We start from the raw sequence: 4,998 nt of genomic DNA, 5'->3' as shown, positions 1-4,998 counted from the left end.
AGATCGAGAAGGCGTAGAGCGTGCCCTTCAGCGGGTCGACGAAGGGGAAGAACACCTTCGGGAAGACCAGCACGCAGGCGATGCCGAAGACGAAGAAGTCGAAGTATTCGGACGCGCGTCCGATCACCACACCGATGGCGATCTCGTTGGGATGGACCTTGTGGTCTCCCACCGCCTGCTGGGCGTCGCGCTCCAGGATCGTGGCCGAGGCCATTGGGGTATTCGAACTCATTGTTGGCTGCCGCCCTCGCCGCGCGCCTATGGGGTCGCCTTGGCCGGAACCGCCTCATGCGGCATGTCCAGAGGTATCGCAACCGGCTCCGGACGCAAGTTCACCCACTGACGCATGCATAGCACCGGTGGTCGCGGCCATCGGCGGCGCCACGGGGCGTGGACCGCTCACACCCGGTAATGCGCCGAATTCCGTGACAGGTTGATGTTGTAATAGGGGTCGGCGCGCAGCTCGGGACCCCAGCGGTCCAGCATGGTCAGCACCTCGCCCTCGAAGCGCTTCCGCTTCTCGGGCGTGTCCTCGGCCCCGCGGCTCTTCGACTCGTGGTGAATCAATCTGGCGAAGGGCGTCCAGACGATCCGGTAGCCGGCCCGGCGGATCTTCAGGCAGAGATCGACGTCGTTGAAGGCGACCTTCAGGGCCTCGGCGTCGAAGCCTCCGACCGCCGCGAAGACATCGGCCCGCATGGCGAGGCACGCGCCGGTGACCGCCGAGACCTCGTGGGCGATGACCATGCGGCAGAAATAGCCCGGATCCGCGTCCGCGACGCCGAGATGGCTGTGGCCCGCGACGCCGCCGATCCCGAGGACGATGCCGCCGTGCTGGATCGTGTGGTCCGGATAGAGGAGCTTCGCCCCGACGGCCCCGATCTCCGGCCGCACCGCGTGGCGGACCAGCTCGGCGAGCCAGCCGGGCTCGAGCACCTCGATGTCGTTGTTGAGGAACAGGAGCACCGGGCCGGTGGCCGCGGCGGCGCCGCGGTTCGACAGGTCCGAGAAGTTGAAGGCGCCCGCTACCGGGACAACGCGCACCCGCGGATCGTCCCGGTAGCGGGCGAACAGGGCGGCGGTCTCGGGCTCGCGGCTGTCGTTGTCGACGATGACCACCTCGATGTCGGGGTAGTCGGTCGCGCCGAGCAAGCCGTCGAGGGTCACCGATAGGATCTCGGCCCGGTCCCGGGTCGGGATGATCGCGGAGACCCGCGGCGGCGGCGCCGGCAGCGGCCGGATCAGGCGGTTGAAGCCCCCGGGACCGCGCTCCGCCCGGCCGCCCCAGGGGGCCACGACCTCCTCCAGGGCGCGCAAACGCGCGGCCTCCGCCCGGGCGAGGGACCGGTCGGAGAAGGTGCCGGAGCCCTGCGCGGCGCGCCAGTGATAGAGCACCCGCGGGATGTGGCGGATGCGGCCGGGATCGAGCCCGTCGGTGAGTCGCAGCAGCAGGTCGTGGTCCTGGCTGCCCTCGAAGCCCGGACGCAGGCCGCCGACGGCGCGCAGCGCCTCGGTGCGCACGACCGTGAGATGGTTGATATAGTTCTGGGCGTAGAGAAGCTCGCGGTCGAAGCAGGCCTTGAAATGCGGGTCGAACCGGCGGCCGCGCCCGTCGATCTTGTCCTCGTCGCTGTAGATCAGCACGAGGTCCGGATCGCGGCGCAGCGCCCGGGCGACCTCGTAGAGGGCGTCCTCGGTGAGCGCGTCGTCGTGGTCCATGAAGGCGCAGACCGCGCCCCGGGCCATGCCCAGCGCGTCGTTGGTCGCCCGGGCGATGTGGCCGTTCTCCGGCCGGGTGAGGACGCGGATGCGCGGGTCGGCCTCGGCCGCCCGGCTCAGGATCCGCGGGATCTCGGGGCGCGTGGAGGCGTCGTCGACGGCGCACAATTCCCAGTGGGGATAGAGCTGCGCGCGCAGCGACGCCAGGGCCGCCCGCAGCACCTTCGGGTCGGGATTGTGGACCGGCATCAGCACGGAGATCAGCGGCGGATCGGTCCAGGCGGCGATCTCGGCGGCGATCCCGTCCCGCTCCGCACGGCGCAGGCTGTGGGTTCCGAGCCACGCCTCGTAGCCGCTGACGCGCCGGTGGCGCAGCGCCCGGCCGAGGAAGCCACGGGCGCGCACCTTCTTGCCGAGGATCCGCCAAGCGAGCGCCTGGGCGGTCAGGCCGGGATCGCGCAGGAGACCGCGCGCGGCCAGGATCGGCCGGGCGAGACGATGCACGGCGATCCGACGCAGCCGGACCGGGACCCGTCCCGCCGGATCGGCGACGCGCAACGCGACGACGTCCTCGGGCAGGCGGCCGATCCACGCGAAGGCGCCCCCGCCCCGGGCCTCCTGGGGCAGCACCGTGCCCGGGCGTCCGTCCGGTCCGACGAAGCTGATGTCCGGGAGGGTGTCGCGGCCCTCGGCCGGGTCGTTGGACAGGACGATCTCGACCCAGCGGCCCGCGAGGCCCGGGAGGGCGACGCGCAGGCCGTCCGAGGCCGCCCGCGCCGCGAGGTCGCGCCGCTTGCGCCAGAGCCCCGTGAGCTGCGCCGGCAGGGGCTGGAATTCGGGCACCTCCGCCCCGGACGCAGGCACCCTCAACTCCAGCTCTTGTCGACCGAGGCCTTCACGGCATCCGACATGGCGACATCGAAGACGATCATGTCTTCCACCGCCTTGACGGCCTTCAGGCGCTCGGCGAGCGCCATCGTCTCGGCCGGCACCGGGGGCAGGGCCGGGATCGGCTTGGCGATCCCCAGGCGGTCGAACAGCGTCGATGCGAAGGCGGGGAACCGGGATTTGTGCCCGACGATCCCGACGCGGGCGAGAATCTCGATCGCCGCGATGGAGTTGCCCGGATGCAGCCGGTCGTCCGGCATGCGGGTCCCGAGTTGGCGGGTCAGCGGATTGTAGAGCAGCCGGTAGGCGGGTTCGGGCAGCATGCGGAAGAAGCGCTTGAGGCTCTTCACGTCGGAGAAGTCGTACCCCTCCGCGAAGGCGGCGGCCTCGGCGAGCGGGCCCAGGCGCCAGCTGCGTGCGGGATCGGCGGCATCCCCGGCCCGAGCCTTCAGCCAGCGCATCCGGGTCGCCATCTCGATCTGCGGCTCCTGCAGCAGGATGGCGGTGATCATCAGGTCCGGCGTCAGGAAGTTCTCGTAGCGCGGGACGGTCACGGCGCCGGACAGGAAGGCCGACGGGGCGGCCGGGCCGGTCAGGACGCAGGTGAGAATCTCGTCCGGCAGCTTATGGATGCCGAAATAGCAATGCTGGAAATGCGGGAAGAGCGCCGTCTGGAGGACGGTTTCGGGCTCGATGCCGGTGTTGATCAGCATGGTCCGCAACCGCACCAGCCCCTCGGGCGGCATGCGGCGATAGACCATCACGTTGGTGTCGGCATCGTACAATTCGAGCCGCGGGATCTCCGTCAGCCCCGGCACCTCCGCCTCCGTGACCACGAAGGTGCATTGCCCGGTGGCATGCCACCCGTTGCGCTTGAAGGCCTCGTCGATGACGCTGGCCGGGACCTCGGCCACGCGTCGTCCGTCGACCGCGACCACGACCCGGCTGATGGCGAGGGGATTGTCCGGCACGATCCAGCCGCGGATCGCAACGCCCTGATCGTGGTCGATGAAGTAGCGCATGTCCTGAAGCGTGAGGCGGCGGCATGCCGGCGCCCTGTGTCCGCCATGTGTCGCGGCACGGCCTGATGCCGAGCGGCAGGGCCATAGCGCATTTTTCCGCCGGCGTGCACCAGGGCCGGCTTCGGCCTCGAACCGCATCCAAGCCGGTCGATTGAACCCGCCCGAAGATTTTTCCCGCAAACCCTTGCCCGCAAACCCTTGCCAGACATCGCCGATGCAGTCCGGCCCCGTCGCGATCCGGTCGTCCGGTGCCCGGCCGGGCGCGATCGATCCGATCCGCGATGCAGGTTCTGCTTGCGCCCTCGCCGGCCAGCCGCTATAGGCCCCGCCCACCGGAGCAAGAACGGCTCCGGCCCGGGCGCGTAGCTCAGCGGGAGAGCACTACCTTGACATGGTAGGGGTCACAGGTTCGATCCCTGTCGCGCCCACCATCTAACCGAGCGAGGTTGGATGGTTTTTTTGACCGAAGACGGTTTTCTAACAGGTCCCTCAGGTTCGGCGAATCTGAGGCGGGTTCAGCGGACATCAGCCGCAGGTTCGCGTAGCCACCGACCCGACCGTCTCCGAAGTCCGGAAAGCCGCTGAGGTCACCGATCAGGAGATCGATGCTGCGGTCGACGCGGTGCCGGCCAACCTCGCTACCGACGCGTACCCGCTTGCGAAGGGTTGGAGCCTCGACCTCGTCGTGACCATCCGAACGCACGCCCATGCGGCCGATGCGCTCACCACCGACACGCCGGCCTGGACGCGCACCATGGTCCGGACCGCGATCCTGCTGGCGCACCCGGTGAACGGATGAGCGAGCCCGAGGCCGATCTGGATCGCGAAGCCACCGCCAATCGCCTGATGCAGCGCCTGAGCGGCTTCGCGCAGGGAATCGGGATGAGTGGCACGGACGCCCGCCAGATCATCGGCCGCGTGATCGCGTCCGATCCGTCGGCCGGGGATGGGGAGCTGATGGCGAAGGCTCGCACCTGGATGCTGATCGCGCTGGGGTAGCGACCTGCCGACGCAGCACTTTCGATCAATATCCCGGTGAGAACGAGACCGCAGCCGATCAGGGCCTGCATCGAAACCATGAATCCCTCGCCCAGCCGGCCGCACGTCCTGGCGCGGCGCCTGATTGCCGGTGGGAAAGTGCGTCCTGGGGCTGGCGGTTCCTCAGCGCATCGCAGCCGCGCAGGCCGCGAAGACCAGGGCGGCCCCGGCGGCCGTGATGCAGCCGTTGGCCCAGGGCGCCGGCTCGACACGGCGCAGGCGACAATCCGCGGCGAGCGAAACGAGGATCCCGATCAGGAACAGGCTGCAGGGGATCAGGTCACCGGGCATCGTCGAATCATCCAGGCGCATGCAGGGGGCGGCACGCCCG

The 4,998-nt window shown here is 69.8% G+C and carries 5 protein-coding genes, 1 tRNA gene and 1 pseudogene; 3 read left to right on the top strand and 4 right to left on the bottom strand.

Features of this window, described 5'->3' with window-relative positions; translation table 11 throughout:
• From I53_RS01735 to I53_RS01725, 3 genes and pseudogenes are all read right to left on the bottom strand, one after another.
• A pseudogene (locus I53_RS01735) lies at positions 1-232 on the bottom strand (MFS transporter); the annotation flags it as partial.
• A gap of 167 nt (positions 233-399) precedes the next feature.
• Positions 400-2,583: a glycosyltransferase family 2 protein gene (locus I53_RS01730; protein WP_083935937.1), complete on the bottom strand. Its 2,184-nt coding sequence runs from the start codon at positions 2,581-2,583 to the stop codon at positions 400-402.
• Between the two features lie 2 nt (positions 2,584-2,585).
• Complete coding sequence (locus tag I53_RS01725; protein WP_043345999.1) at positions 2,586-3,629, bottom strand: hypothetical protein; 1,044 nt, start codon at positions 3,627-3,629, stop codon at positions 2,586-2,588.
• A 356-nt stretch (positions 3,630-3,985) separates the two neighbouring features.
• Between I53_RS01725 and I53_RS01720 the strand changes: the two genes are divergently transcribed.
• The 3 genes from I53_RS01720 to I53_RS01710 all read left to right on the top strand — a co-directional run bounded on the left by I53_RS01720 (position 3,986) and on the right by I53_RS01710 (position 4,628).
• Positions 3,986-4,060: transfer RNA gene (locus I53_RS01720), tRNA-Val, on the top strand.
• Between the two features lie 191 nt (positions 4,061-4,251).
• Positions 4,252-4,428, top strand: a complete 177-nt coding sequence (locus tag I53_RS01715) for a hypothetical protein (protein WP_251982186.1) — start codon at positions 4,252-4,254, stop codon at positions 4,426-4,428.
• The gene (locus I53_RS01710; RefSeq protein WP_043345991.1) at positions 4,425-4,628 is read left to right on the top strand and encodes a hypothetical protein; all 204 of its coding nucleotides are present in this window, start codon (positions 4,425-4,427) and stop codon (positions 4,626-4,628) included. The genes I53_RS01715 and I53_RS01710 overlap by 4 nt, the downstream gene beginning before the upstream one ends.
• A gap of 162 nt (positions 4,629-4,790) precedes the next feature.
• Here I53_RS01710 and I53_RS33620 read toward each other — a convergent pair.
• Positions 4,791-4,998, bottom strand: a 208-nt coding sequence (locus I53_RS33620) for a hypothetical protein (protein WP_043345997.1), incomplete at its 5' end; no start/stop codon positions are given.

It is taken from the genome of Methylobacterium sp. B1 (genome assembly GCF_000333255.1).
GTDB lineage: Bacteria > Pseudomonadota > Alphaproteobacteria > Rhizobiales > Beijerinckiaceae > Methylobacterium > Methylobacterium fujisawaense.
Note: the sequence above shows the minus strand (reverse complement) of the source record. Positions and strands in the feature narration are given on the sequence as shown.

What these genes read in the sequence shown, in the direction of transcription:
- I53_RS01725 (WP_043345999.1), bottom strand. Translation starts at nt 3,629, where the DNA reads ATGCGCTACTTCATCGACCACGATCAGGGCGTTGCGATCCGCGGCTGG.
- I53_RS01710 (WP_043345991.1), top strand. Translation starts at nt 4,425, where the DNA reads ATGAGCGAGCCCGAGGCCGATCTGGATCGCGAAGCCACCGCCAATCGC.